Below are 26,488 nucleotides of genomic sequence, written 5' to 3'. Positions count from 1 at the left end.
AGCTTTGACAGCATCGAACGCCTAGAAGCCGGGCTGGTGGAGTACATCAGGTACTACAACGAAGACCGGATCAAGTTGAAATTGAACGGCCTGAGCCCGGTAAAGTACCGGCAACAGGCCGAGCTAGCTGTCTGATCGCCCAACTGTCCAGCTTTTGGGGGTCACTTCAGGGACGGATTCACGGCGTGTCCTGCGATGGTGGGCGGGCACGGGCCAGTCAGACCATCCGCAGATCAACGCTCTGCACATGAGCCCGCGCAGCACTCAACCAACGTGACATGACCTGTCTTTCGGAAGACAGCTTGGCAAAGCTGCAGTCACAAGCCGCTTCAGCTGCCAAGCAACACCGACTGAGAAACCCTTATCGAGTAAGAGACCTCACTCTGCCGACTCGTGCAACAGCCCCACGATCCGCCGCACGCGCGCCACGTCGGTACGCTGATAGTCGCCGCCCAGGTCAGTGATGTACGCATGCGGCGCATGTACCTGCGCTGCCACCGGCACGCGCGATGAGGCATGAAACTCGTGCGCGCCGGTGTTGGCCCGCAGCGCCAGCACATTGCTTTCCGATACGCCCGCGCCCGGCATCACGCTGATCCGATCGCCGGCCTGACGGACCAGCGCGGCGATGGTCTCGATGCCGTCAAGCGCCGTTGCCCGCCCACCCGATGTCAGCACCCGCTTGCAGCCTAGCGCGATCGCATCTTCCAGCACGCGCGACGGATCGGCGCTGACATCGATCGCACGATGAAACGTCACCCCCAACGCCCCTGCTGCCTCGATCAATACACGCATCGTCGCCAGATCGACCTGCCCATGCCGGTCCAGCGCGCCCAGCACCACCCCATTGCACCCAAGCCGCACGCACTGCTCCACATCGCGACGCATCACCTCCACTTCGCTAGCGTCGAACACGAAGTCGCCCACGCGCGGACGAATCAATACATACAGCGGAATCCGCAAACGCTCGCGCACCACCGCCAGCGTGCCGAATGACGGCGTCAGCCCGCCGCCGTCCAGCCCACCGCACAGCTCCACGCGCATGGCCCCGCCTTCTTGCGCGGCGAGTGCCGAAGCGACCGAATCGGCCGCCACCTCCAGCCCCAACGCACTCATGCCGCCGGCTCGCTGGTGTAATGGCTCTCGCCAGGCACCAACAGGTCTTGCCGCTGCGCATCGCACACCGCGTAACTGAAGCCCTTCTGGATCGCGAACGCACCCACTTCGCCGCGTTTGTTCATCGCCAGAAAGCCGACCTGCAAGGTGCGTGTCAGCTCCGGCTTGCGACGGATCAGCCGCATCACCACCTCGCGGCAGGCATCGGCCGGCGATTTGCCCTGCCGCATCATTTCCACCACCGCGAAACTGCCGACGTTACGAATCACCTCTTCGCCAACGCCGGTCGAGGTCGCACCGCCCACTTCGTTGTCCACATACAAGCCCGCACCGATGATCGGGCTGTCGCCCACACGACCGTGCATTTTCCACGCCATGCCGCTGGTGGTGCAGGCACCGGACAGGTTGCCGTGCGTATCCAGCGCCAGCATGCCGATGGTGTCGTGATTATCCTTGCCACCCGGCAACTTGGCATCGCGCCAGGCGCGGTTTTCGATATTGGCTTCCGGTGAATACTTGGACGTCTTCAGCCATTCCTTCCAGGCCGCTTCCGAGCTTGGTGTGAGCAGCTTGATTTTCGGGAAGCCCTGCTCCAACGCGAACTGACGCGCACCATCGCCCACCAACATCACGTGCGGGGTTTTCTCCATCACCGCGCGGGCCACCGAAATGGCGTGCACCACATCTTCCAGCGATGCCACTGCGCCGCAATTGCCCAGGTGATCCATGATGCAGGCGTCCAACGTCACCCGCCCGTCGCGGTCCGGATAACCGCCCAGGCCGACGGTGGGATTGGTCGGGTCCGCTTCCGGCACGCGCACGCCGGCTTCCACTGCATCCAGCGCAGTGCCGCCGCTGCCGAGAATTCTCCAGGCCTCCTGATTGGCGGCAATGCCGAAATCCCAGGTGGAAATCACCCGTGCCGCACCACGCGGCAGCGCCGGCGGCCGCACGCCCGGGGTGGCGCCTGCCGCGGCTTGCGCGCGTGCGCCCAAGCCGGCCAGCCCGGAAGCGATCGCGCCCAGCGTGGCGCTCTTGAGGAAGTGACGACGTTGGATCATCCGGGCAACTCCATGATGGAAACGGGCGGCCGCGCAGTGCGGCAACAGCCTTCCATCATGCGGCAGCGTCGCGTGCGGATAAACCGTATTGCGGCGCTGTCGTGTGCGGATCCACGCACAACCGTTGCTTGGCTGGGCCGAGCGTGGCTGGACCGCCGCGTGTTCGATGCGTGGATCGAACACGCGGCAGGCGACGGAAGGCGCCATGCGCAGCCATGCCGAATCGCGCCTGGTCGAGCAGAGGAGGCAGCCAGCCCTGCCCTCTTCATCGCACCCTCATCCGGCGCTGCGCGCCACCGTCTCCCGGTGGGAGAAGGGATTGAAACCCGTCACGACACGGCTACGGGCAACGGTCCAGCTGCAGTGCCGCAGCGCACGCAGGGCACGCAGGGCCGGCGAAAAAATTTTCCGTCCGGTTAACCCCATTCGCTGCGCTGGCCCGTTTCACTGACAGAGGCGCAGTGCACGGCGACCTCGGGCTATCCGGTTGTTCACTCATCCACCTTCGCCACGCAAAGGATTTCCCATGCCACGTCATAGCCTGATCGCGCTCGCCTTGCTGCTGAGCGCCTGCTCGCACGAACCCGCCTCACCCGTCGTTGCCGACGCCAGCGGCCGCGCCGGCATTTTCGCCGCCGCCGTCGCTGGACCCATCCCTACACGTCGAGCGCGCGGCAGCAAACGCAGCTGCGACGAACGAAGTACCGATACCACCCAGCGCGCCGTTTGCTGCGCCAAGCGCAGCAACTGCACGCATGCGGTCGCAGCAGGTTGCCAGACCGCAGCCCGAGGCATCTCGTCAAACCTTGTCGCCGCAACCGGCCGGCACTGCCGCAACAACACAGGCACAGCCGCAGCGCGACGAAGACAAACCCAACCAGGTACCAGGCACAACGTCGCTGAAACTGTCCACATCACCACGCGACTGGCTTGCACGCCATGACGCATCCGGCGCGCAGACGCCGCTGAAGATCCGCATTACCGCAGCCGAACCTGATGCAACCGCAGTACAGACCTGGCTGACGCAGTTGCGCGATCAACTCAAACACCGGGGTTGGCCAACCCGGATCGAGCTTGCACAAGACCGCAGTCTCGGCACCGATCAGTTACGCCTCGAACTCTCGGGCGTTGTGCCCTGAAAGCGGCTGGCATCACGCCGCACCGTCGCCAGTCGTGTCGTCGTCGCGCAGCCTGCTGGTCAGCACATGGTCGCGCCAGTGGCCGTTCAACTGCAGATAGCGGCGCGCATAGCCTTCGATCTGGAAGCCCAGCCGCTGCAGCACGCGCGCACTGCGCAGATTCTGCGGGACATATTGCGCCATTACCCGATGCAGGCCGAGCGGGCCGAAGGCGAACGCGATCCCCTGCGTGGCTGCCCAGTGGGTCAGACCGCGGCCCTGCTGCGCCGCATCCAGGCCGTAACCCATGTGGCAGGCCTGGAATGCGCCGCGCTGGATCTGGGTGAACCCGGTGGTGCCGATCACCTGCTCGCCCTGCAGCAACACCAGTTGCAGCTCACGCTCGCCGGGCACCGCGCTGCGGTATGCGATGCACAGGCGGCGCCAGCCTTCGACGGTGTAGAACGCAGGCGGCCGCAGCGGCATCGCATCGGCAAGATGCGCGCGGTTACGCATGTGGTAGTCGGCCATCGCAGCCGGGTCGACCACGGCCAGATCGCACAGCGTCACGCCGTCGGCGTGCCGCACCGGCGCGAACACCGGAAGATTCACGACCGCAGCGCACGAACGATAGATACCGATTCCAGGTGCCGGCGACGCCCGCCTGGCGGCTGCGCCGTCCTTTTGTTGGCGGCTCGACGCTTGCACGCCTCACACATGCGCGCAATGTCGCCGCCAGGTGCATCCAGCTGATGCATACAGATCACGCTCCGCAAGCCGTCTCCGAAACGCAGCGCCCGCTGTGCAAGGCCAAGCGCGGCCGAGTGCAAATCACACTGTCGTTGCATGTTACTCAGTGCAAGACGCCATCCGCTGCATGTGCGACTGCACCTGCCTGTCGGCGAGCGCACTGGGTGTTGCAACCGCTCTTACGCGGCAGCGGCCGCAAACGCCTGGCCCACCTGCGCTTCGATGGCGTCCAGGTTCGGCAGCAACGCGCTTTGCTCGCCGAGCAGCACGCGCATATGCACGCCGTCGGGCAGCGCATCTTCCGATGCGTCGGCCAGCAGGCCGTCGCGCGGTACCGAGATCAGCTGCGGGAACGAGGCGGTCAGCAGCGCGAAATACGGCAACGCGGGATTGCCGCCCAACGCCTTCAACACGATGACCTTGTTGTTGACCGCGGTGGGTTCTTCACCCATGCCGCTGAGGCGCGCGAACGACAGCAACGGCACCTTCCAGCCATACCAGTCGATACGCCCGACCACCCAGCGCGGCATGTCGGGCAGCGGCTCCACGGCCACGCGCGACATCACCTCGGCCACCGTCGCGTTCGGCAGCAACACGCGCTCCTGCCCGGCCTGGATCAGGACGCCGCGGATTTCGTCGTTATTGGCGTAGCTCATCGCATGATTCCGATTTGAAAGGGAGCGCCCGGCTTACGCCGGCCAACGCTGTGCCAGCGCCTGCGCCAGCTGCGCAGGGTCGCCGGTCAGAATGCCTTGCCGCGCCAGACGCGCTGCCGCAGCCGGGTCATAGCAACCGTCGGCGGACTGCCCGGCCAACCAGGCGCCCTGCTCGGCCAGCGCCAGCGATGCATCCACCAGCGCCTCGTTGGCACCGCTGAGCATCAGCACCGCACTGTCGGCCGGCGGCAGCGCGGCGATCAGCCCGGCCGGATCGGCCTGCGTCACGAACGCCAGCACGCCGGCATGCTGTTGCACGCCGATCTCGTCGGAGAGCACGTACACCTTGCCCGGTGCAATCACCTGCCCCGCTTCGCCCAGTTCGACCGGCAGCGCAGACACGCGCCCCATCTGCCGCACCAGGTTGCCGTACTGGCCACCATCCAGGGTCATGCGCACCAGCACCGCGCGCGGGAATTCCGGCGGCAACGCGGCCAGCAGGCGGCGGATCGCATCCGGCCCGCCGATGCCCGCCATCACCAGCACTGCGCCGGTCACGCTGCCGCTCTGCTCCAGATCCACCAGCGACAAGCCGCCGGTCGACAACGCTGCAACATCCAGTTCGGCGCGCGGGCGCACCACTACGGTGACCTCGTCGACCAGGCCCCAGGTGCTGGAATCGCCCAGGGTCAGAGCCGGCTTCTCGGCAGCGGCCGGCGCCACGTCATGCATGGCCGCTCGCGTAAACAGCGCATCGCTAGGCACGCTTTCGAACGCATGTGCAGCCGCCTGCAGGTGTTGATCCAGCTGCAGATCCGAATGCTGGCGTGGTGCCAGCACCAGACCCGGCTCGGGCTGCAACGACGGTTCGCTTTCAGTGCCCGGCGGCAGCACGTCGGCATGGCCATGCAGTTTGGCGGCCAGATGGCGCACCCAGCGCTGCGCTTCCCAGCCCTCGCGCCGCACGGTCAGCTCGGCCTCGTCGAAGATCACCGTCACGCCGGGCATGTTGAAGGCCGGTTCAAGTGCTTCCAGTGCGTCTTCGATCGACGGCTCCAGCGACACCAGCACCGCTACCGGCTCGGCGTCGCGCAGCATCTGCACGTCGACTGCAGACGGTTCGTCTTCCAGCACCACCTGCGCGCCGGCCAGGCCGAGTGCTTCGCGCAGGCGCTCGCGCGCCTCACCAGGCCGGCCAAGCAGGGCGACCGGAGTTCCCATTGCGTCATTAGTCTCGGACACGGGCGATCCCCAGCAGGTCATACACGTTTCGCATCAGATCCAACTCTTGGTAAGGCTTGCCCAGGTAACGCTGCACGCCGATCTCGAAGGCGCGCTGGCGATGCTTCTCGCCACTGCGCGAGGTGATCATCACGATCGGCACCGCCTTGAAGCGCGGGTCGGCGCGCATCGCGGTCGCCAGTTCGTAGCCGTCCATACGCGGCATTTCGATATCCAGCAGCATCAGGTCGGGCACGCGCTCTTCGAGCTGTTCCAGTGCTTCGACACCGTCGCGTGCGGTGGTGACGTCCAGGTTGTGGCGCTCCAGCACGCGGCTGGTGACCTTGCGCATGGTCAGCGAATCGTCGACCACCATCACCAACGGCACCTGCCGCTGCGTTTCGGCCTGCGTTTCCAGCGCCGGACGTGCCGGTTGGCTGAGGTAACGCCGCACCAGCGGGGCCACGTCCAGGATCACCACCACGCGGCCATCGCCGGTGATGGTGGCGCCGTAGATACCCGGCACCGAAGCGATCTGCAGGCCCACCGGCTTGACCACGATTTCGCGGTTGCCCAGCACCTGGTCGATCGCCACTGCGGCGCGCAGGTCGCCCGCACGCACCAGCAGCAACGGCACCTGCGCCTGGCCATCGGCACGCGCGGCGGCCTGGCCGACCAGCGAACCGAGATCGTGCAGCACGTACTCTTCGCCGGCGTAGTGGTAACCGCCCTCGCCCGACTCGTAACGGGTGCGCGAGATGCGGCCGATACCGCTGACCGACCCCACCGGCACCGCAAACGTGGTCTCGCCGATGCGCACGAACACCGCCTGGGTGACCGCCAGCGTCTGCGGCAGACGCAGGGTGAAGGTGACGCCCTGGCCGCGCACCGAGTGGATGTCCACCGAGCCGCCCAGCTGACGCACTTCGTTGCGCACCACGTCCATACCCACGCCACGGCCGGCCAGCTGGCTGACCTGCTCGGAGGTACTGAAGCCGGAGGCGAAGATCAATGCATCCAGCTCGGCATCGCTGAGCTCCTGGCCGGGTTCGATCAGGCCGCGCTGCTCGCCGCGGCGACGGATCGCCTCGCGGTCCAGCCCGGCGCCGTCGTCGGCCACTTCCAGCACGATTTCCGAGCCTTCGCGGCGCAGGCGGATCGCGATGCTGCCTTCTTCCGGCTTGCCGGCGTCGCGGCGTTGCTCGGGCGTTTCCAGCCCGTGCGCCACCGAGTTGCGCAGCATGTGTTCCAGCGGCGCGACCATGCGGTCGAGCACGTTGCGATCGAGTTCGCCCTGGGTGCCTTCCAGCAACAGATGCACCTGCTTGCCGGTGTCGCTGGCGGCTTGACGCACCACACGGCGCAACCGCGGCACCAGACCGTCGAACGGCACCATGCGCGCGCGCATCAGGCCGTCCTGCAGTTCGGAGCTGACGCGCGACTGCTGTTGCAGCAAGCCGTCGTACTGGCGCGACAGGTCTTCCAGCACGCCCTGCAAACCGCCCAAGTCGGCGGCCGATTCGTTCAGCGCGCGGCTGAGCTGCTGCAGGGTGGAGAAGCGGTCCAGTTCCAGCGGATCGAAGGTGCGATCGCCCTGATCCTGCTCGCGCTGGTAACGCGCCACGATCTGCGCTTCGGTTTCCAGATCCAGACGGCGCAACTGGTCGCGCAGACGGGCGTTGGTGCGATCCAGTTCGCCCATGGCGCCGCGGAACGCGCCCAACTGCTGCTCCAGGCGCGAACGGTAGATCGCCACTTCGCCGGCGTGGTTGACCAGGCGGTCGAGCAGGTCGGCGCGCACGCGCACCTGCTCCTGCTGCACGCGCGGCAGGAAGTCTTCTTCGGTCTGGCCTTCCACCGGAACCGGTGCGGACAACGGTGCCGGTTCCACCGACGCCTTGGCGATCGCGCGGACATCGGCGTCGCTGGGCGGGGCGGCATTGCGGCCACGGGTGCGGGTTTCGAAGGCTTCCACCAGATCGGCCGGCATCGCCACGGCGCGGTGCATGCCGGTGCGGGTCAGCAACTGGTGCAGGCGGTCGAAGCCACGCTCGAACAAGCGCACGTCGTCGCGATCGATGTCGGTGCGGTTGGCCGCCACCGCTTCGAGCAACGATTCGATCGCATGGCCGAGGTCGCCGATGGCGTTGATGCCGGCCATGCGCGCGCCGCCCTTGAGCGTGTGCAGATCGCGCTGCAGTCCGTTGAGGACATCGCGGTCTTCCGGCACTTCGCGCATGCGGGCGATCAGACCGTCGCAATGGTCCAGCAGGTCGCGGCCTTCTTCGACAAAGATATCGACCAGCTCGCCGTCGAGTTGATCGAAGTTGAGTGGGCCGGTATCGAATGCCGCGCCGACATCGCTGCCTGCCGTCTCGGCACGCGCAGCCTCTTCCACCGGCGCGCTAAAGACTGCAGCGCTGGTGTCTTCCGGCGTGACTGCGCTGTGGTCGGTTGCATCGGGGTCGGTTGCATCGTGCTCGCTGGCGGCTGCGCGCCGGTCTGGGATCGCGTCGGCGTACTGGTTGGCATCGCTGTGTTCGCCGGCATCCGCGTGATCGGCATGTTCTGCGTGCTCGGCCGCGACAACCGCGTCGCTGGCTGCATGCGCGTCGGTATCTGCCGCTTCGTCGGCGGTGGCAGGCGCTGCGTCGTGCCGTTCCGGCGCGGTGCCGGACTGCGGATCGCCCGCCTCCTCGACCCGATCGGCCGCATGCGCCATTTCGAATGCCTGCACCGATTCGATGGTGTGATCGGGCATTGCTTCAGCGTCGGCCTGCTCAGTGTGTGCATGCTCGGCTTGTGCATGCTCAGTTTCTGCAAGCTCGATTTCTGCATGCTCGGCTTCGGCCTGCTCAGCCTCCGAGTGTTGCGTTTCGGGATGCTCGCCTTGCGATTGCCCGGACGTTGCAGCGTGCTCGGCTTCGGTCGCGTGTTCGTGCAAATACGTGTCCGGCTGCGACTGCTCGCCGGAATCGACGTCCTGCTCCGCCTGCGCCTGCTCGCCTGGGTGCTGCTGCGCATCCGTAGGTGCGTGCCCGCCCGAATCCTCCTGCTGATTCGAAGAGGCGTGCGCTTCAGCGTCTGCGTACTCACCCAGCTGCGCGGCGTCTTCGGCGTACTGCTGTTCGCCTACAACATGCGCATCATCGACGTGCGACAGTGCTGCATCGCTGCGCTGCGCCGCCTCGTCTGCCGGCTGTTCGCCGAACTGTTCCTGCGTGTCCGCGTGGTCGTGGCCGAACTGATCGGCCGCATGGCCGTCCTGGTCGGTCGGCACGCTATCGAGCGCTGCAGTTTCCGGCGTCCAGTCGTCTGCGGTGGTTGCGTGCGGCGGCTCGCCCAACGCAGCGTCGGCGTGCACGGCGTGCAAGGCTTCGATGGTCTCGACTGCGTCGTCCAGGCCTGCTGCTGCCTGCTCGTCGTGCGCCGGCACGTGGTGTGCCTGCGCGTCCGTTGCCTGCTCGGCATCGGCCGCGGCCAGCGTCTGCGCATCGCCCAAGGTGGCTTCTGCGTCGGCCAGCTCGTCTACCGCAACGCTGTCGGTGTGCGTGCTGGTCGCATCGGCGTCCTGCTCGCTGGAGACACCATCAGCAACTACCTCATTCGGCACCTGTCCGGCGTGGTCGTGCGGCGCGGTTTGCGCATGTTGCAGCCCGGTCGCATCCCAGGCGTCGGCTTCGATCAGCGGCTCGTCGGCTGGCGTGTCGTCTGCGTCCTGCAACGCGGCCTGGTCTGCCTGCGTGCGCTGCGCGGCATCGCCATGCAGCGCATCGGCGAGCTGCTCGGAATCGGCAACCGATACCAGCGCATCATCGCTCGCTGCGGGCGCAGCGTCGGCAGTTGTGTCGACGTGTTCGTGTTCGTGCGACGCAGCGTGGCCGGCCTCGTCGACGGCATGCGGTGCAGGCGCGTCCAATGCGAGTGCCGAATCGTGCTCGGCTTCAGCCTCGGCCAGTTCGTCCACTGAAATCGGTGCATCGTCCGCCTGCGGCTGTACAGCGTCGGCGTCTTGCGTCGGTGCGGGCGCGTCGGACGGCAGCGCACTGGCGTCCAGGTACTGCGACAGATCCTGCGCACCGGTCAGTTCGACCGCGCCATCGCTGCCGGCTGCCGCTTCGCTTGCCGCGTCGTCATCGCCCAGCTCGTCCAGGAACACCTGCGGCGGCCATTGCGCTTCCGGCAAGGTGTCCACCAGCGCGCGCAAGCGCTCGGTCAACGGCGCGAACGACGGAATCAACGGCGCATCGGCACGCAGCGCGGTCACCGTGGTGGCGATCGCCGCAGCGGTTGCGGCGATTGCATCGATACCGTCGGCCGACGGCGTGACCGACGCGGCCAGCAAACGCTTGACGTAGCTTTCGGCCGGCGTCGTCACCAGGGTGATTTCCGGCACGTCGGTCATCGCGAACGCACCACTCATGGTGTGCACGGCACGCAACAGTTCTTCGGTCGCCAGCTGCGGCTCGGCGTGGCTGGCCTGCAGCCAGCCGTTCACCGTGTCCAGGTGCGTGGCGACCTCGGCTTCCAGGATCTCGCGCAGCACGCTGTCCACCGAGGCCGGCGTTCCGCCGCCGGCGACAAACACGCCCGCCGCCACCGGAAGCACCACAGCGTCGGCAATCACCGGCGCTGCGGCTGCGGGAACGTAATAAACCTCTTCGCCAGCGGCAACGCGCTCGGCAACGGCCTGGATGTCCGGCAGATCGGCGCTGATGCGGCCCTGGTCGCGCAGCGCGGCATTGAACTGCGGCAGCACCTCGTAGGCCAGCTCCACCATCGCCACGACCGCCGGGCTGGCCGGTCGCGAGTTATCGAGCACGCGGTTGAGCATGCTCTCGATTTTCCAGCTGAACTCGCCCAGCACGCTGGCACCGACCAGACGCCCACTGCCCTTCAGGGTGTGGAAGACGCGGCGGATCGGGCGCAGGTTTTCCGGGCTGTTGGGTGCGGCGCGCCACACCGGCAACAGCTGACCCAGGTTGACCAGCTCTTCGTCGAATTCCTCCAGGAACACATCGCGGATATCGTCGTCGATATCGCTATCGCCGAAGCCGCCGAAAATGCCGGCATCGGCGGCGGGCTGAACACTCGCGTTCGACACCGGTTCCGACGATGCCTGCGCGGTCTGTGCATCGGCAGCGGCTGCTGGCGCCTGCGGGCGCTCCACTTCGAACTGTGCAGCAGCCGCGTCGAGCTGGGCCAGGAATGCCGCGGATGCGTCGTCCAGTTCGAACTCGCTGACCACGGCCTGCTGCACGCGCGGCGCGCCCTGTTCGGCGGCTTGCTCGGCAGGCGCATCCTGCGGCTCGGGCGCGGATTCGACGAACGGGTCGTCCAGTTCCTGCGGCGGAATCGGCGGCGGCGAGAACGCATCTTCGATGCTGGTCTGCGCACGACGCGTTTCGTTTGCAGCGATGAAATCCAGCGGCGCTTCGGTCTGATCGGCATCGCCCGGCAGGTCGATCTGCTCGATCTGCAGCGGTGCGTCCTCGGCAACCATAGGCGCGGCGTCATGCTGCTCCAGCGCGCTCAGATCCACCGTGTAGCTGACCTGTGCAGACTCGCTGCCATCCTGCTCGGCCGACACCGGGTCGAACGCGGAAGGAGCGATCGGCGCGGCCTGCTCGGTGCTTTCCAGATGCCAGTCGCCGGGCGCCTGCGCGCCGTCGTCGGACAACTCCAGCGGTGCCACGGTGAACGGCACATGCGCCTGGCCGGAGACGGTTTCTTCCGCGGCGACCGGGTCGAACGAGAACACCGTATCGGTCGCGGCGGCGCCGGTGTCGTGCACCACGCTGGCGGCGAACGGCGCCTCGACTACGGTTTCGTTGGCCCATTCCAGCGCGGGCACCGGCGCGGCATCGTTGGCGGCTTGCGGCGCGTCGGCATGCTGCAGCGGCGGAGCGGCCGCGCTGCCCGGCTGATCGGTGCCAACCGGCAAGTCGGACGGCTGGCCCGACGGCAGCGGCCAATACCGCAGTGTTTCCAGGCTGTTGCGGGTGATGTCCAGAATCTCTTCGCGGCCGGGACGGCGCTCGCGCAGGGCTTCCAGGTAGTACTCCAGGCTGGCCATCGCGTCGGCCAGGGTGTCCAGCTGCCGGCCGCTGGGAACGCGCTGCTTGCCGATCAATTCCAGATCGACGTAGCGCCGCACGCCTTCCAGATAATCGGCGGCCTGCGGCAGTTCGAGAATGCGCAATGCACCGCCGACTTCGCCGAGCAGGTGCGGCACATCGGCCAGACGGGCGTGGTCCCAATTGGTTTCGATAAAGGCGACGAAATGCTCGCGCGCCGCACCGAAGTTGGCGATCGCTTCCTGCGCCAGCACATCGACCGTGCGACGCACTTCCGAGGAGTTGGCACTGTTGCTGGCTTCGTTGCCATCGCCGACATCGGCGCCAAGGCTGGCGACCTGATCGTCCAGCGAGGCATCCACGTACAGCAGCGCGCCGGCGATATCCAGCAGCACGCTTTCGTCCATCTGCACCTGGCCATCGACCACGCGCGCCAACGCGTCGCGCTGCTGCACGACGACATTGCGCGCCACGCCCAGGCCCATCATGCCCAGCGTGTCGGCAACGCTGCCCAGATCCGTGACCTGGGTCTGCAGCTCGGCGATGTCGCCGCCGGTGCGCAGATGCAGGTCCAGCGCGTCCTTGACGCGCAGCAATTCTTCCTTGACGGCATTGCCGACAGTGTCGAGCAATTCGCGATTGCGCCCCCTGAGGCTGCCGCGCGCGTGATCCAGCTCGGCCTCGGTGGCAACACCGGCCTGCGGGTCGAACGCGAACAGCACGCTCTCATTCAAACCCGGCTGGCCACGGGTGGCGCGGATCTCATTGAGCAGCGGCAACAACACGATCGGAATGTCGCGGTGACCGTTTTGCAGCCGCTCCAGATAATCGGGCAGCAGCACGGTGCCGCGCATCAGCATGGCGCAGGCTTCGTCGCGGTCGGCGACTTCGCCTAGCTGCACGGCCTGGGCCAGCAGCTCGAGCTCTTCGGCCACCATGGCCGGCGCATACAACTCCACCATCCGCAGCGTGCCCTGCACCTGGTGCAGATAGCCCGCGCAGAAACGCATCCGACTGGTGTCGGAGGGTTCTTCGGCAAAGTATTCGATCTCGTTGCGCGCCTGGCGCAACGTCTCGTCCAGCTCTGGCTTGACCCAGCCCAGTGCGGCGTGACTCATCGCATCGCGAAGCGCGCTCATTGCAGCCCCCTGACAACGGCCGGCTCACCGCCAGCGCGGCAACCGGTCACTTCCTGCATCGACGTAACGCTACTACGCGCCATCTGCTGATCCTTTCCCGTTCCGCGTCGTGGTCACGCCGGCAGCTTGAAGTCGGCGACCGAACGGCGCAGATCGGCAGCGAGCTCGGCCAGGTTGCCGATCGATTCGGCCGTCTGTTCCGCACCCTGCGATGTCTGGCTGGTGATCTGACGGATCACGCCCATGGTCTGTGTGATATCCGTCGCCGCAGCCGACTGCTGGTGGGCAGCGATGGAGATGTTTTTAATCAGGTTGTTCAAGGCGTTGGACACGCGCTCGATTTCAGTCAGCGCAGTGCCGGCGTCTTCGGCCAGGCGGGCACCGGAGACCACTTCGGAGGTGGTCTGCTCCATCGAGCTGACCGCTTCGTTGGTATCGGCCTGAATGGTCTGCACCAGGCCTTCGATACGTCGGGTCGCACTCGAAGTGCGTTCTGCCAGGCGCTGCACTTCGTCGGCCACCACCGCGAAACCGCGGCCGGCCTCGCCTGCGGACGCGGCCTGCACCGCGGCGTTGAGCGCCAGGATGTTGGTCTGCTCGGAAATGTCGTTGATCAGTTCCACGATCGAGCCGATCTCCTGCGAGGATTCGCCCAGCCGCTTGATGCGCTTGGAGGTTTCCTGGATCTGGTCGCGGATCTGGTCCATGCCCTGAATCGTCTCGCGCACCACGCCGGCACCTTCGGCGGCGATGACCACCGAGCGCTGCGCCACTTCGGCCGACTCGGTGGAGTTGCGCGAGACCTGTTCGATGCTGGCGGCGATTTCGCTGATGCGCTCGGAGGCGGTGGTGATCTGGTTGGCCTGCTGACCGGCCGCTTCGGCCAGCTGCATGGCCGTGGCCTGGGTTTCCTGGGTCGACACGGCCACCTTGGCCGAAGTGTCGTTGATGGTGGTCACCAGGTGACGCAGTTCGTCCACGGCGTAGTTGATCGCGTCTGCAATCGCGCCGGTCATGTCTTCGGTCACCGAGGCCTTCACGGTCAGGTCGCCCTCACCGAGCGAGCTGATTTCGTCCAGCAAGCGCATGATCGCCTGCTGGTTGCGGCTGTTGAATTCCACCTGCGACTGGTAGCGCACGTCCTGCTCGCGCGTCCGCACGCGCACCGAGCTCCACACGAAGCCGATGATCGCCAGCAGCGCGACCAGGCCGGACACCACGCCCAGCCAGAAGTTCGGAAACAGGCGCGTATCGCGCACCGAACCGAACGCGGAGAACGCATCGAACAGCTTCTTGCTGTCCTCGAGCATCTTGTTGGAGCCGGCCGTCAGCGCGGCGGCCGAGGACTGCGCGGCAAACAGGTTGCGCGAGCTGGCGAGAATGGCGTCGATGTCCTTCTTCATCGTCGTCCATTGCGTCTGCGACTGCTCCAGTGCCGCCAGCGCGGCCGGGTTGCGCACCGCCGCGATGCCGAGCTCGTCATTGCCTGCGCGCAGGCCGTCCAGCATCTGCGTGAACACCACCGAGTCGCGTGCCAGCGCGTCGCCAGAGGCGGCCGCATTGGCGCCACCGGCGCGCATTTCGGTGACCCGGCGCGCCATGGTGCCGGCGACCACCACCTGCTGCAGCGTGTTGTAGATCTGCGAAGCGGGCGCGCCGCTGACCGTCATCGCGCGCACCACTTCGTTCAACTGCGCCTGCAGCTGCGGCACGCTGCCGGAAAAGCGTTCGGCGTCACCGGCCAGGCCGAGCACCGCCGATTCGCTGGCGATGACCTGATCGGCGTTCTTGCTCAGCGGCACCCAGGTCGCCTTGAGCTGCGCCATCGCACTGGCCACCGAACCTTCCTGGCCGTAACGGCCATCCAGTTCGTTGACCGTGCTGTCGATGCGGCCCTTGGTCTGCTTGAATGCGGCGAATGCCTTGGCGTCGCCGGACACCGCTTCGCGGCCCTGGTTGGCCAACTGCTGCGAGAGCACCTGCAGGTCGGCCGCGCCGATGCCGGCACCGGCAAGACGGCTGCCCTGCCAGGTCGCGACGCCGGTGTTGGCGCCAAACACGATCATCGACAACACCAGCAAGCCAAGCCAGAAGCTGGTGCTGACGCTGCCGAGCTTGTTGGTCTTGCGGGCGTCCGGGGCGGTACTCATGGTTCGACCTCGATCTGTATGACGTGGCGGGGTCGCGGCTTAGGCCGCGGCCTGCCGGAATTCAGGAGTGCGCGACAGCAACGCCAGGGAGAACACACCCCAGTCCTGCGTCTCGTTACGGAAGGCACGATCGATGAAGTGGGCATAGCGGCCCTGGGCCAACTCGCCGGGTTCGACCGCCTGGGACTGTTCGAAGCTGCGCTGGCCGTACAACTCATCGATGGTCAGTGCGACGTCGCCGCCGCTCTGACGCATGATCAGCACACGCTGGCCTTCCTGCAGCACCGTGCGACGGCCCTCCAGGAACTGCTTCAGGTCGATCACCGGAAACAGATTGCCGCGCAGGTTGCCCACGCCCAGCAACCAGGGCTGCCCGCCGGGCACCGGCGTCACCGACGGCATCGGCACGATTTCCGCCACTTCGCGAAAGTCCGAGACCAGGCGCCGGGTACCGACGCGATAACCCACACCGCGCCAGATATCGGCCGAGAACTGACGTTCCGGCAGCGGCGTGGCGTGCGCAAGACTACGACGCTCGTAGTCTTCGAGAATATCGAATGGAGAACGCATCAACGCACCAGTTGTTTGATGCGCGCGATCAGATCGTCTTCGCGCGGCGGCTTGACGATGTAATCGCTGGCACCTTGTCGCAAACCCCAGGCCTTGTCGGTTTCCATGCCCTTGGTGCTGACCAGCAGCACCGGGATGTCCTTGGTGGCCTGGTCGCGCGCAAGTGCACGCGTTGCCTGGAAGCCGCTCATGCCGGGCAACACCACATCCATCAACACCAGATCGGGCGCCTGGCTGCGAATCAGCTCAAGTCCTGCTTCGGCGTTGTCGGTGGCGACGACCGTATGGCCAGCTTTTTCCAGCCATTGACTGAAGACTGCCCTGTCGGTGGGCGAGTCCTCGATCAATATAATTCGAGCCATGTTGCCTTTCCCCCTGGTCAGGCGTGGACGTACGTGCGAATCGCGCTCAGTAGTTCTTCACGGGTGAACGGCTTGGTCAGATATTGCTCGGAGCCGACGATGCGGCCGCGTGCCTTGTCGAACAGGCCATCCTTGGACGACAACATGATCACCGGCGTCGATTTGAAGAGCTGGTTGCCCTTGATCAACGCGCACGTCTGGTACCCATCCAGGCGCGGCATCATGATGTCGACAAAAATGATCTGAGGTTGCTGGTCCGCAATTTTGGCCAGTGCCTCGAAACCATCCGTTGCTGTCACTACTTCACAACCTTCCCGCTTCAGCAGCGTTTCGGCGGTGCGGCGAATGGTTTTCGAATCATCGATGACCATCACCTTCAGTCCTGCGAGTTCCCCACCCGCAGCAATGTTTTCACTCATGCAAATATCCCCGGACGCGCAACGCTTCATCCCTTCCGACGTCGCTACGAAACTGCATGTATATCCCAAGACCCGCATTGACTGTCAAGGGCGCATTGCCGGGGGCCCGCCAGGCGGACGTTCCGACCACGTCTGAGCGCCTCCGGGCCGACAAGTCGCGCATCCGCGACCGGCCGGGCACGCCATCGCCCACCGCTTGAAGTTACCATCGGCAACTTGTTCGAAAGGTTTAGCCCCATGTCGCTCGACGTCGTTGTGGTGATGGATCCCATCGCCTCCATCAAGATCGCCAAAGACACCACCTTCGCCATGTTGCTGGAAGCCCAGCGCCGTGGTCACCGTTTGCATTACGTGCGCCCGGGCGGGCTCAGCCTGCGCGAAGGCCGCGCGGTGGCGCAGGTCGCGCCGCTGAGCGTGCGCGAGGACAAGAGCGGCTGGTTCACCCTGGGCGAGTTCGCCGAACTGGCATTCGGCCCAGGCCAGGTGGTGCTGATGCGCAAGGACCCGCCGGTGGATGCCGAGTTCGTCTACGACACCCAGGTGCTGAGCGTGGCGCAGCGCGCCGGCGCGCAGATCGTCAACGACCCGCAAGGCCTGCGCGACTACAACGAAAAGCTGGCCGCGCTGCTGTTTCCGCAGTGCTGCCCGCCGACCCTGGTCAGCCGCGACGCTGCCGCACTCAAGGCGTTCGTGCTGGAACACGGCCAGGCGGTACTCAAGCCGCTGGACGGCATGGGCGGGCGCTCGATCTTCCGCAGCGGCACCGGCGACCCCAACCTCAACGTGATCCTGGAAACGCTGACCGACGGCAACCGCAAGCTGACCCTGGCGCAGCGCTTCATCCCGGACATCACCGCCGGCGACAAGCGCATCCTGCTGGTGGACGGCGAGCCGGTGGACTACTGCCTGGCGCGGATTCCGCAGGGCGACGAATTCCGCGGCAACCTGGCGGCCGGCGGGCGCGGCGAAGGCCGGCCGTTGTCCGAGCGCGACCGCTGGATCGCCGCGCAGGTGGGCCCGGAAATGCGCCGCCGCGGCATGCGCTTCGTCGGGCTGGACGTGATCGGCGATTACCTGACCGAGGTCAACGTCACCAGCCCCACCTGCGTGCGCGAGCTGGATGCGCAATTCGGCCTGAACATCGCCGGGCTGCTGTTCGACGCGATCGAGGCCGGCGCCGCGCAATGAGCACGGCCGCGGCGCTGCCTGCAGCGATGGACGAACGCCAGCGCCTGAGTGCGATGCTGGTGATTTCGCTGCTGCTGCACGCCGCGCTGATCCTCGGCGTGGGCTTCGCCGTCAGCGAGGACGCGCCACTGGTGCCGACGCTGGATGTGATCTTCAGCCAGACCAGCACCCCGCTGACGCCCAAGCAGGCCGATTTCCTGGCCCAGGCCAATCAGCAGGGCGGCGGCAATCACGACACAGCGCAGCGCCCGCGCGACAGCCAGCCGGGCGTGGTGCCGCAGGACCGCACTGGCCTGGCCCCACAGGCGCAACGCGCCACCAGCGTGAACGCGCCGGAGCCAACCCAGACCCGCGTGGTGACCAGCCGCCGTGGCGAGCAGGCGGTGCCGAGCCCGCAACCGAACCCGCAGACCGACCCGCTCACCCCGGCCGATGCGCAACGCGTGCAGCGCGATGCGGAAATGGCCCGGCTGGCAGCAGAAGTGCATCTACGCTCCGAGCAATACGCCAAGCGCCCCAACCGCAAGTTCGTCTCGGCCAGTACCCGCGAATATGCCTACGCCAACTATCTGCGCGCCTGGGTGGACCGCGCCGAGCGGGTGGGCAATCTGAATTATCCGGACGACGCACGCCGGCGCCGGCTCGGCGGCAAGGTGGTCATCAGCGTGGGCGTGCGCCGCGACGGCAGCGTGGAAAGCAGCCGCGTGCTGATCTCCAGCGGCGTGCCGGCGCTGGACAATGCGGCACTACGCGTGGTGCAGCTGGCACAGCCGTTCCCGCCGCTGCCCAGAACCAAGGACGACGTGGACATTCTCGAAGTCACGCGCACGTGGTTGTTCCTGCCCGGCGGCGAGCTGCACGACGATCGTTGAAGCGGTGCGCGTCTGCTCGACGCGCGCACGATGGCACGCTGCGGACTGGATGACGGTGCTGCCGATGCACCGCTCGCGCTGCTATGCGACCGGCGCCGCCACGTACAGACGGTCTGCCAGCGCCACAATCTCCGCCGCGTCCTGCACGCGCTCGCGCCATGCGGCGGGGATGCGGTCGATGCCATAGAACGCACCCGCCAGCTGCCCGCAGATTGCCGCGGTGGTATCGGCATCGTCGCCCAGATTGGCCGCACGCAGCACCGCGTCGGCAAACGTCTCGGTGGTGGCAAAACACCACAGCGCGGCCGACAGCGAATCGACCACGTAACCGGTGCCGCGGATCTGCGTCACCGGCACCGCCGCGTGGTCGCGCATGACCAAGGCGCGCACCGCCGGGGTGACCAACCCATCGCACGGCGTCTGCAGCACTGCCTGGCGATCGCCGCCAAGCAGCGCAGCGCGTAGTTGCAGCGCGAACAACCGGCAGGCGTCCAGCGCTTCGGCAGCGCCATGCGTGGTGCGCGAACTGTCTGCGGCACGCGCGCCCAATGCGTCCGGGCGATGCGCGTAATACATCGCCACCGGCGCCAGCCGCATCAACGAGCCGTTACCGGCCGCGCGCGGATCCTCGCTGCCGCCAGAGCGTGTCATCCACTTTGAGATGAGGTGCGTTGGTCGTCAGCGGTGCGGAGCGGGTGTTGCGTGGCGCTGGCTTGGCTGGCGCCAAGGCAAGCCGCGCGGCGTCCGCTCCGTGCCGCTGACGGCCAACCCTCCGGGAAGTGGCCTGTGGCGCACCGATACTACGTTGCGCGCTTTGCCCAGGCAGCCAGCCTGGGCCGCAGCGCACGCCTTGTCTCGACGCGCCACAGGCCGCTTCGCACTCATCTTGAAGTGGATGACACGCTCTAAGCCGGGCCACCATCGAGATAGCGTTCCAGCGCCTGCCGCACGGTCGCGCCGATATCGAAGCAGGTGCCGGTACTGCTGAGATACCCGTGCTGGTACCAGTTGCAATAGCGATTCATCTGGTCGGCTGCATCGAATCCCTGCCGGTGCAGCAGGCTATGCGCCAGACACAAGGCCATCGAGGTGTCGTCGGTCCACTGCCCGGCCTGCAAGGCGAACGGGCCGCCGCCGCGCATGTCGTCGATTGGCGTGAAACTCCCCGGCGCGCAGAATTCCAGCGTGGTGCCCAGCGCATCGCCGACTGCCAGGCCGAGCAGGCACCCGCGAAAACGGGCGCGTTGTGCAGCGTCGGTCATGGCGTCGCGCCGGCTGCCTTGGCGGCGCGGGCGGCCTGTTGCTCGACCAGGGTGAGTGCGACGTTGTCGCGCAGGTAAGCCGGCTCCACCCGCTCCGGCGCCACGCCTTCGCCGCGCTGCAATGCCGGCACCGCGAGCGTGAGCAGATCGGCCGCACGCGGCAGCGCGGTTGCATCGACACTGGTCAGGCGGGCCGCAAAACGCTGTTGCAGCAGTGCGTCGGCCGCGGCGAGACCGGTGCCGACACCGGCCATGCGCGCTGCGCTGTCGGGCAGCGCGAGCGCGTCCGGTGCGCACACCACTTCCGGCGCCAGTTCCAGCAAGCTGTCGCCGCTGCGCGCGAAGAGGCCGGCATACACCTCGCCCATGCGCGCGTCGATGCAGGCCAGCACATGGGGTGCATCGGCCGGCGCGCGCAAGGCCAGCACCTGCAGCGTGGAGACGGCCAGCACCGGCAGATCCAGCGCCAGGGCAATGCCTTGCGCGATGCCGATCGCCAGACGCACGCCGGTGAACGCACCGGGGCCACGGCCCACCGCAATCGCATCGAGCTGACGCCGCGTGATGCCCGCCTCGGCCAACAGCTGCTCGGCCCACGGCAATGCCAGTTCGGCATGGCGGCGTGGCGCCAGTTCGACACGCTCGATCACGCGCCCATCCACGTGCAGCGCAACGGAACAGGCTTCGGTGGACGTTTCGAATGCGAGGATGTTCATGGGAGCAAGCCGGAACCGGGGACCCGGGACTGGGAACCCGGAAAGGGACAAAGTTTAACTGATCGATTCGAAGGGCCGGGGCGGTGCCTGGGGGTACCAACCGATGCGTGTGGTACTTGTGCGCCAGCGACTGCGCGGGCCGACCGGCCACGCGACGTGCGCGAGGGCCATTGCACATCGATGCGACATCCGCGGCTGCCTTGCGCACTTCGCTCTGTGCTTCGCCGGGTCTCGGTCCCGAGTCGCGGCTTGCAGATCGCACCGCGCCAGCAACCCAGCAACCCAACACATGCGACGGCCACCACCAGCGCGCCCTGCGTTTATCCGGGTTCCTGGTCCCCGGTCCCTGGTCCCGCCCCCTGCGGCTCGAAAAACGCCTGCACATCCGCAATCTCGCGTGTCCGCGCAAACGGCGGCAGCGACTTCATGAACGTGCGTCCGTAGCTCTTGTTCACCAGCCGCGGGTCGCACAGCACCAGCACGCCACGGTCGGTTTCGCTGCGAATCAAGCGGCCCACACCCTGCTTAAGCGCGATCACCGCCTGCGGCAGTTGCTCGTCGCGAAACGGGTTGCCGCCGTCGCGGCGGATCGCATCCAGGCGCGCTTCGAATACCGGGTCGTCCGGCGCGGCGAACGGCAGCTTGTCGATCACCACCACGCTCAAGGCATCGCCGACCACGTCCACGCCCTCGCGGAAACTGGCCGAGCCCAGCAGCACGCCGTTGCCGGAATCGCGGAAGCGCTGCAGCAAGGTCGCGCGCGGCGCTTCGCCCTGCACGAACAACGGCCACGGCGCACCGCGCAAGGCTTCGGCGGCTTCGCGCAGCGCGCGGTGCGAGGCGAACAACAAGAACGCACGGCCATTGGAGGCCTCCAGCACCGGCGTCAGCGCTGCGATCAGCGCCGTACCGAACCCACGTGCGGCCGGATCGGGCAGGTTCGGCGGCAGATAGCACAACGCCTGACGCGCCCAGTCGAAGGGACTGGGTTGTAGCAGGGTCACCGGATCGCTCAGGCCCAGCCGTAGTGCAATGTGGTCGAACTCCCCGCCCACCGCCAGCGTGGCCGAGGTAAACACCCAGGCCGCGTGCGATTTTTCGCGGTGTTCGCGCAGCGGGCCGGACACATCCAGCGGCGTGCGCTGGCAGCGGAATCCACGCGGACTCAGTTCGTACCAGAGCACATCGTTGTCGACCGGCTGTTCCGGCGGATCCTGCGCAAAATCCGCCACCGGCACGTCTTCGCCCAGCCAGCGCGACAAGCGATTCAAGGCTTCCTGCGCACGCGCGGTGCAGCCATCGAAGCCGGGCGAGGCCTCACGCAGGGGCAGCAGCGCCTCACCCAATCGCGCCAGCGACGACAGCACGGCGTCGAAGCCGTCGCGCACCTGCGGTTTGGCCAGCGCGCGCCATTGCGTGCCACGCGGCGGCAGCCCTTCCATGCCGGCGCGCAGGCTGCGCAAGGCCTCGTCCAGGGCCAGGATCGGCGCCTGCAGACTCGCTTGCGCGCCGGCAACCAGGCGCGCTTCGACCATGCAATCGCGCGCCAGCTCCTGCCACGGCCGCATGCCGAAACTTTCGCCGAAGAAATTCGCCGCCAGCTCGGGCAATTGATGCGCCTCGTCGATGACGAAGGCCTGCGCGCCCGGCAGGATTTCGCCGAAACCTTCCTGCTTGAGCGCCAGATCGGCCAGCAGCAGATGGTGGTTGACCACCACCAGATCGGCCGCCTGCGCGCGCTGGCGCGCCTGCACGACGAAGCATTCGCTGTAGAACGGGCATTCGGTGCCCAGGCAGTTGTCGACGGTGGAGGTCACCATCGGCAGCAGCGGCGAGTCGTCCGGCAAGGCTTCGAGCTCGGCCATGTCGCCGAACTGGGTGCGCCCGCTCCAGGCCACGATGCGCTGGAATTGCGAGACCTGTTCGGGCGTGGCGAAGCGCGGTTCGCCACGCGCCTGCTGGGTGCGGTACTTGCACAGATAATTGGCGCGCCCTTTCAACAATGCGCTGCGCAGGCCCACGCCCAGCGCGGCGCGCACGCGCGGCAGATCGCGATGGAACAGCTGGTCCTGCAACGCGCGCGTGCCGGTGGAGACGATCGTCTTGAGCCCGGACAGCAGCGCAGGCACCAGATACGCGTACGTTTTGCCGGTGCCGGTACCGGCTTCGGCCAACAACACGTCGCGCTGCTCGAAGGCCTCGGCGATGGCGCCGGTCAGGCGCAACTGCGCATCGCGCGGCGCAAACGCATCGAGCTGACGCGCCAGCGCCCCGCCCTCGCTGAGCGCTTCGATGCTGGCAGTGGCAAGTTGGGACATGAGACCGAACGAAAAGCGGACAGGAAGCGCGACAGCCTAGCGCGTGCGCGGTGATGCTGCCTGGGTTCGGCTTGCCGCAGCCGGTAAACACGTCATCGCAGCGAGGAGACCGCAGCAGACGCAGGAGGCATCGAATTTATGATTGCACCCTGCCGGCCATGGCTGACGACGATTGCCAGCAGGGTTGCAGGCGCCTTTCGATGCAGTGCTGCGCCGTGGCCCTTGCGTCATCCGCGTGGTTGAACGCTGATGCGTTTTCGTAGCTGCCGATGCCCTGCCCCATGCAGCCACGTCAGACCCGGCACTCACGAGGCTGCGGGCGCTCGTGTCGCGTTGAACACGCGGGCTGCCTGATGAAGCGAAGCTGCCTGTCCCCCGCATGCGGCAGCCGACCAACCGGTCGCGCTGCTGGCAGCGCAACCGTTACCGTGCGCACTCAGTACCGCTTCACGCCTGGCACGGTGCAGCCGGCGATCTGCGCCTTGGCAGAGGCCGCACTTTCCTTTTCGCCACGTGCCAGCCGCGACTGCTCGATGGTGGCCCAATGGCGACGGCACAGCGGGCCGGTCTTGGAGCCGAGCTCGATCGCCTGCTTGGCAAAGCGCTCGGCGGCCGGCCAGTCGGCCTGCAGTACGGACACTTCGGCGCGTTCCTGCAGAATCGCCGGGTCGCCCGACACCAGGCCCAGCGCCTGATCCAGCGCCGCGGCGGCGGCGGGTAGATCGCCGGCCTGGCGCTTGCTCTTGGCGGTCTCGCGCAGATCGTCCACCTGCGGGTCGCGCAGCGGCTGCACCGACAGTTCGGTGTCGTCCACGCCGGCTTCGCGTTCGATCAGCAACAGCCGTTGGGGCGGGGTGGTCGGATCCACCGGAGCCGGCGGCGGTGGAGGCGGCGCGCTGACGCAAGCGGTAAGTGCGGCCAACACGCCGGTCAGGGCAAGCAAACGGTGGATTCGGATCATGGGGTCACTCCAGTCAATGCGCAGGTGGGGCCGTGGCAGGCGCCGGGGCGGCTTCTTCGGGCTTGTTTTCCAGACCGAAAAAGCGGCGCCAGCCACCGCCGCTGGATTGCTCGGCGGGCGCGGCAGTCTCGCCGGGCGCGCCCTCGATCGCAGGGGCATTGCCCGCGCAGGGAGCATACGCGGGGGTGAAGCCGACCACGAACGGGAACTGCCGCGCGCCGGGGCAGCCGGGGTCGGTGACGCCGGTGCCGCTGGCGTCCACCCACTGCCAGTCCAGGCCCTTGCCGCTGACCTTCAACGGCGCGCTCGGCAGGCGGGCGAAGATGCTCGACCACACCCGCATCGCGCCGGTGGCGCCATACAGGCCGGTCTCGGCATTTTGGTCGTTACCCATCCAGATCACCGCCAGATGATCGCCGGTGTAGCCGGCATACCAGCTGTCGCGGCCATCGTTGGAGGTACCGGTCTTGCCGGCCGGCGACAACCGGCCCAGCCCGTCGCCCAGCAGCTGGCGCGCGGTTCCGCCGCTGACCACCTGCTGCAACGCGATGCTGATGAGGTTGGCGGCCACCGAATCGCCTTCCTGCGCCGGCGCCGGGGTCTTGTCGTAGCGTTTGAGCAGTTTGCCTTGTGGATCGAGCACGCCGCGCACAGCGTGCAGCGGCTGAATTTCGCCGCCGGCGGCCAGGAATTGATACAGCTGCGCCATGCCGTACGGGCTCTGGTCGGTGGTGCCCAGGATCAATGCTGGATTGGTCTCGGTCTTGATGCCGGCCAGTACCTGGACCAGCTGCGCAATGCGGTCCGCGCCGACCTGCATGCCCACGCGCACCGTGGCCTGGTTATAGGAATGCGCCAGCGCATCGATCAGCCGCACCGTGCCGTGGCTGCGGTTGTCGGAATTGCCGGGCGACCAGGTCTTGCCGCGGCTGAGCTGCACGGTCACCGGCGAGTCGTCGACCCAGCTGGACAGCGACCAGCGGTCTGGCGAGGCCAGCGCCAGCATGTAGACGAACGGCTTGAGCAACGAACCCACCTGACGCTGCGCCTCGACCGCGCGATTGAAGCCCGGCTTGGCCACATCACGGCTGCCGACCACGGCCAGCACGTCGCCGTTGTGCACATCGGTGACGACCAGGCCGGCCTGCAGCGGCGGGCGTTTCTTGTTGTCCAGCCGCTTGATGGTGCCGGTGACGGCGCCTTCGGCATACGCCTGCGCAGACGGCGACATGCCGGTGAGCACGCTCATGCCGGCGCCTTGCAGAACACCTTCCGGGTAGTCGTGCGCCAGCTGGCGCCGTACCAGATCCACATAGGCCGGGAAACGGTTGGCCGCCACCAGGCCAGGCTCGGTGGGCACGCCCAACGGTGCGGCCAGCGCGCGCTTGTATTCGGCATCGTTGATCAGGCTGTTTTCGTGCAGCTTGCCGAGCACGAAGTTGCGCCGGTCCAGCGCGCGTTCCGGGTTACGCCGCGGGTCGTAATACGAGGGCCCTTTGACCAACCCGATCAACAACGCAATCTGCTCGGTGGTCATCGAATTGAGCTCGCGGCCGAACCAGAGCTCGGCGCCCGACGACACACCATGGATCGCCTGCCCGCCGCGCTGACCCAGATACACCTGGTTGAGATAGGCCTCCAGGATGGTGCGCTTGTCGTAGCGCGCCTCCATGATCACCGCGTACAGGATCTCGTTGAATTTGCGCGTGACCGTCTGTTCCTTGCCGATGCCGAGCAGCCCGCTGCGCGCCAGCTGCTGGGTCAAGGTACTGGCACCCTGGCGGACCTGGCCGCCGGAGCGCACCATGATCCACGCTGCGCGCACCATGCCGCTCAGGTCGATGCCGTGGTGACTGTTGAAGTCGCGGTCTTCCACCGCCTGCAGGCCGGTGACCAGCAGCTCGGGCACTTCTTCCATGCGCACCAGGCGCCGCTCTTCCTGCTTCTGCCCGTACAGGGTGGCGATGCGCGCCGGATCAAGGCGTGCACTTTTGAGCGTCTTGCGGTTGCCGGCATCGCGCAGGCTGGCCACACGCCCGCCCGCCAGACTGACTTCGACCCGGCGCGCGGGCACACGTCCGTCCACGTCGATATAGCCGCGGCTGGCGATGGTGAAGCGGCTGCCGTCCTGCTGATAGGTGCCAGCCAGCTTGGCCTGGCCGTCGTCACGGTACGACGCCGCATCCAGCTCGGTCTTCAACGTCGCCGTATCCAGTGCGATACCGGGCGCCAGTACCAACGGCCGCCCATACACCCGGGTCGGGATCTGCCAGCGTAGCTCGCCAAAGCGCTGGGTGACCTGCTTGTTCAGATACACCGTATAGGGAATCAGGAAACCGAGCGCCAGCGCGAATGCGGCAAATCCCCAGACGATGAGTCTGCGTTGCCAGCGGGAGCCTTGCTCGTGGGTGTCGTCCTCGAAATCGTCGGGAGCGTCGTGGTCGTGGCGTCGGGGCACAGGGATGCGAGAATGTAGAGTCCGGCGAGTCTAGCGCAGCGCTGTCGTGGCTGTGACCTGCCGGGCCCGTCGAC

Annotated in this window: 18 protein-coding genes and 2 pseudogenes; 4 read left to right on the top strand and 16 right to left on the bottom strand. The window is 67.0% G+C overall.

The genetic code is table 11. The features are described 5' to 3' along the window. A partial coding sequence (locus A7D16_RS21965) for an IS3 family transposase (protein WP_147308542.1) occupies positions 1-135 on the top strand: 135 nt, incomplete at its 5' end. Between the two features lie 243 nt (positions 136-378). Here the strand turns inward: A7D16_RS21965 and A7D16_RS18145 are convergent. Together A7D16_RS18145 and A7D16_RS18140 are read right to left on the bottom strand one after the other, a co-directional pair. Beyond that, positions 379-1,116, bottom strand: a complete 738-nt coding sequence (locus A7D16_RS18145) for a copper homeostasis protein CutC (RefSeq protein WP_064634648.1) — start codon at positions 1,114-1,116, stop codon at positions 379-381. After that, a complete protein-coding gene (locus A7D16_RS18140; protein ID WP_064634647.1) occupies positions 1,113-2,177 on the bottom strand; it encodes a N(4)-(beta-N-acetylglucosaminyl)-L-asparaginase in 1,065 nt (354 codons plus the stop codon). Before A7D16_RS18140 ends, A7D16_RS18145 begins: the two co-directional genes overlap by 4 nt. 755 nt (positions 2,178-2,932) lie before the next feature. Here A7D16_RS18140 and A7D16_RS23650 point away from each other — a divergent pair. Next, positions 2,933-3,316 (top strand): hypothetical protein, encoded by a 384-nt coding sequence (locus A7D16_RS23650; protein ID WP_153043187.1) that lies wholly within the window; start codon positions 2,933-2,935, stop codon positions 3,314-3,316. A gap of 12 nt (positions 3,317-3,328) precedes the next feature. On the opposite strand, the gene A7D16_RS18130 is transcribed toward A7D16_RS23650, so the two are convergent. The 8 genes from A7D16_RS18130 to pilG all read right to left on the bottom strand — a co-directional run bounded on the left by A7D16_RS18130 (position 3,329) and on the right by pilG (position 16,639). Further along, positions 3,329-3,907 carry a GNAT family N-acetyltransferase gene (locus tag A7D16_RS18130; RefSeq protein WP_064634646.1) on the bottom strand — a complete coding sequence of 193 codons (579 nt, stop codon included), beginning with the start codon at positions 3,905-3,907 and terminating at the stop codon, positions 3,329-3,331. Between the two features lie 317 nt (positions 3,908-4,224). Next, a complete protein-coding gene (locus A7D16_RS18125; protein WP_064634645.1) occupies positions 4,225-4,701 on the bottom strand; it encodes a chemotaxis protein CheW in 477 nt (158 codons plus the stop codon). 33 nt (positions 4,702-4,734) lie between these two features. Next, a complete protein-coding gene (locus tag A7D16_RS18120) occupies positions 4,735-5,922 on the bottom strand; it encodes a chemotaxis protein CheB (RefSeq protein WP_064634644.1) in 1,188 nt (395 codons plus the stop codon). Between the two features lie 7 nt (positions 5,923-5,929). Continuing rightward, positions 5,930-13,117, bottom strand: a complete 7,188-nt coding sequence (locus A7D16_RS18115) for an Hpt domain-containing protein (RefSeq protein WP_409350105.1) — start codon at positions 13,115-13,117, stop codon at positions 5,930-5,932. A gap of 134 nt (positions 13,118-13,251) precedes the next feature. After that, complete coding sequence (locus A7D16_RS18110; protein ID WP_064634642.1) at positions 13,252-15,288, bottom strand: methyl-accepting chemotaxis protein; 2,037 nt, start codon at positions 15,286-15,288, stop codon at positions 13,252-13,254. Positions 15,289-15,327: 39 nt separating this feature from the next. Then, positions 15,328-15,858: a chemotaxis protein CheW gene (locus A7D16_RS18105; protein ID WP_064634641.1), complete on the bottom strand. Its 531-nt coding sequence runs from the start codon at positions 15,856-15,858 to the stop codon at positions 15,328-15,330. Continuing rightward, a complete protein-coding gene (locus A7D16_RS18100; RefSeq protein WP_006450735.1) occupies positions 15,858-16,220 on the bottom strand; it encodes a response regulator in 363 nt (120 codons plus the stop codon). Before A7D16_RS18100 ends, A7D16_RS18105 begins: the two co-directional genes overlap by 1 nt. Before the next feature lie 17 nt (positions 16,221-16,237). Next, positions 16,238-16,639 carry a twitching motility response regulator PilG gene (gene pilG, locus A7D16_RS18095; RefSeq protein ID WP_005913706.1) on the bottom strand — a complete coding sequence of 134 codons (402 nt, stop codon included), beginning with the start codon at positions 16,637-16,639 and terminating at the stop codon, positions 16,238-16,240. 237 nt (positions 16,640-16,876) lie between these two features. Between pilG and gshB the strand changes: the two genes are divergently transcribed. Further along, positions 16,877-17,827, top strand: coding sequence for a glutathione synthase (gshB, locus tag A7D16_RS18090; protein WP_064634640.1), 951 nt, complete (start codon positions 16,877-16,879; stop codon positions 17,825-17,827). Beyond that, positions 17,824-18,699, top strand: a complete 876-nt coding sequence (locus A7D16_RS18085) for an energy transducer TonB family protein (RefSeq protein ID WP_064634639.1) — start codon at positions 17,824-17,826, stop codon at positions 18,697-18,699. Before gshB ends, A7D16_RS18085 begins: the two co-directional genes overlap by 4 nt. Before the next feature lie 81 nt (positions 18,700-18,780). On the opposite strand, the pseudogene A7D16_RS18080 reads toward A7D16_RS18085, so the two are convergent. From A7D16_RS18080 to mrcB, 6 genes and pseudogenes are all read right to left on the bottom strand, one after another. Next, positions 18,781-19,335, bottom strand: a pseudogene (locus A7D16_RS18080) (ADP-ribosylglycohydrolase family protein); the annotation flags it as partial. Positions 19,336-19,607: 272 nt separating this feature from the next. Beyond that, positions 19,608-19,961: pseudogene (locus A7D16_RS18070) on the bottom strand (ADP-ribosylglycohydrolase family protein); the annotation flags it as partial. After that, positions 19,958-20,677: a tRNA (adenosine(37)-N6)-threonylcarbamoyltransferase complex dimerization subunit type 1 TsaB gene (gene tsaB / locus A7D16_RS18065; protein ID WP_064634637.1), complete on the bottom strand. Its 720-nt coding sequence runs from the start codon at positions 20,675-20,677 to the stop codon at positions 19,958-19,960. The pseudogene A7D16_RS18070 and the gene tsaB, both read right to left, overlap by 4 nt. Positions 20,678-20,997: 320 nt before the next feature. Beyond that, on the bottom strand, positions 20,998-22,995 hold the full coding sequence (locus A7D16_RS18060; RefSeq protein WP_064634636.1) for an ATP-dependent DNA helicase: 1,998 nt from the start codon (positions 22,993-22,995) through the stop codon (positions 20,998-21,000). Between the two features lie 436 nt (positions 22,996-23,431). Continuing rightward, a complete protein-coding gene (locus tag A7D16_RS18055) occupies positions 23,432-23,956 on the bottom strand; it encodes a hypothetical protein (protein WP_064634635.1) in 525 nt (174 codons plus the stop codon). Positions 23,957-23,969: 13 nt separating this feature from the next. Then, positions 23,970-26,414, bottom strand: a complete 2,445-nt coding sequence (gene mrcB, locus A7D16_RS18050) for a penicillin-binding protein 1B (RefSeq protein ID WP_064634634.1) — start codon at positions 26,412-26,414, stop codon at positions 23,970-23,972. Positions 26,415-26,488 lie beyond the last annotated feature (74 nt).

Source organism: Xanthomonas nasturtii, from assembly GCF_001660815.1.
Classification (GTDB): Bacteria; Pseudomonadota; Gammaproteobacteria; order Xanthomonadales; family Xanthomonadaceae; genus Xanthomonas; species Xanthomonas nasturtii.
Note: the sequence above shows the minus strand (reverse complement) of the source record. Positions and strands in the feature narration are given on the sequence as shown.

Excerpts from the sequence above, each read along its gene's own strand:
- A7D16_RS18145 (WP_064634648.1), bottom strand. The coding sequence starts at position 1,116 with ATGAGTGCGTTGGGGCTGGAGGTGGCGGCCGATTCGGTCGCTTCGGCA.
- A7D16_RS18140 (WP_064634647.1), bottom strand. The coding sequence starts at position 2,177 with ATGATCCAACGTCGTCACTTCCTCAAGAGCGCCACGCTGGGCGCGATC.
- A7D16_RS23650 (WP_153043187.1), top strand. The coding sequence starts at position 2,933 with ATGCGGTCGCAGCAGGTTGCCAGACCGCAGCCCGAGGCATCTCGTCAA.
- A7D16_RS18125 (WP_064634645.1), bottom strand. The coding sequence starts at position 4,701 with ATGAGCTACGCCAATAACGACGAAATCCGCGGCGTCCTGATCCAGGCC.
- A7D16_RS18120 (WP_064634644.1), bottom strand. The coding sequence starts at position 5,922 with ATGGGAACTCCGGTCGCCCTGCTTGGCCGGCCTGGTGAGGCGCGCGAG.
- A7D16_RS18115 (WP_409350105.1), bottom strand. The coding sequence starts at position 13,117 with ATGAGTCACGCCGCACTGGGCTGGGTCAAGCCAGAGCTGGACGAGACG.
- A7D16_RS18110 (WP_064634642.1), bottom strand. The coding sequence starts at position 15,288 with ATGAGTACCGCCCCGGACGCCCGCAAGACCAACAAGCTCGGCAGCGTC.
- A7D16_RS18105 (WP_064634641.1), bottom strand. The coding sequence starts at position 15,858 with ATGCGTTCTCCATTCGATATTCTCGAAGACTACGAGCGTCGTAGTCTT.
- A7D16_RS18100 (WP_006450735.1), bottom strand. The coding sequence starts at position 16,220 with ATGGCTCGAATTATATTGATCGAGGACTCGCCCACCGACAGGGCAGTC.
- pilG (WP_005913706.1), bottom strand. The coding sequence starts at position 16,639 with ATGAGTGAAAACATTGCTGCGGGTGGGGAACTCGCAGGACTGAAGGTG.
- gshB (WP_064634640.1), top strand. The coding sequence starts at position 16,877 with ATGTCGCTCGACGTCGTTGTGGTGATGGATCCCATCGCCTCCATCAAG.
- A7D16_RS18085 (WP_064634639.1), top strand. The coding sequence starts at position 17,824 with ATGAGCACGGCCGCGGCGCTGCCTGCAGCGATGGACGAACGCCAGCGC.
- tsaB (WP_064634637.1), bottom strand. The coding sequence starts at position 20,677 with ATGAACATCCTCGCATTCGAAACGTCCACCGAAGCCTGTTCCGTTGCG.
- A7D16_RS18060 (WP_064634636.1), bottom strand. The coding sequence starts at position 22,995 with ATGTCCCAACTTGCCACTGCCAGCATCGAAGCGCTCAGCGAGGGCGGG.
- A7D16_RS18055 (WP_064634635.1), bottom strand. The coding sequence starts at position 23,956 with ATGATCCGAATCCACCGTTTGCTTGCCCTGACCGGCGTGTTGGCCGCA.